The sequence below is a fragment of the Aliihoeflea sp. genome (assembly GCF_052435475.1).
Classification (GTDB): domain Bacteria; phylum Pseudomonadota; class Alphaproteobacteria; order Rhizobiales; family Rhizobiaceae; genus Aliihoeflea.
Genome location: NZ_JBQVMV010000041.1, coordinates 1 through 532, shown reverse-complemented (window position 1 = coordinate 532; position 532 = coordinate 1). Strand labels below are relative to the sequence as shown.

Annotated in this window: 1 protein-coding gene; it reads left to right on the top strand. The window is 62.2% G+C overall.

Annotated elements, in window-relative coordinates; all coding sequences use genetic code 11:
* The coding region (locus ACT6QU_RS19415; protein ID WP_444837023.1) for a DJ-1/PfpI family protein at positions 1–258 on the top strand (258 nt) is incomplete at its 5' end.
* Between the last annotated feature and the right edge of the window lie 274 nt (positions 259–532).

Here is a 532-nt window from a genome sequence, read left to right as displayed (position 1 = left end):
GCCTTCGCAGGTGCTGGCAAGCCGGTTGCCGCGATTTGCCATGCGCCGTGGCTTCTTGTCGAAGCCGGGCTCGCATCGGGCAAGCGAATGACGAGCTACAAGTCGATCCGCACCGATGTTGCCAATGCCGGCGCGCAGGTGGTCGAAGAGAGCGTCGTGGTCGACGGCAATATCATCACCAGTCGCTGTCCCGACGACCTGCCGGACTTTTGCGATGCGATCGTTGCAGCGGTGGCCGACCGCAGGGCGCGGGCGTAGCTGTGCCGAGCTCAATACGGGACTGTTGAGTTGTGAAAAGGCGATCGCGTGCGGGCACGGCGATTCTTGCGATAAGCTGTTGAAAGCGGCGAGAACTCGCTGCTTTATGGCGCGTCGCTTCCAAGCCTACCGCCCAAGCAGTTTGGAAAGAGGATGACCCACATGGGACAGAACAACCAGCAGGGCGGCCAACCCGATCGCAATCCGAACGAGAACCCCGGCCAGCAGGAACAGCAGGATCAGCAGCGTCGCCAGCCCGGTCGGGACAATGACC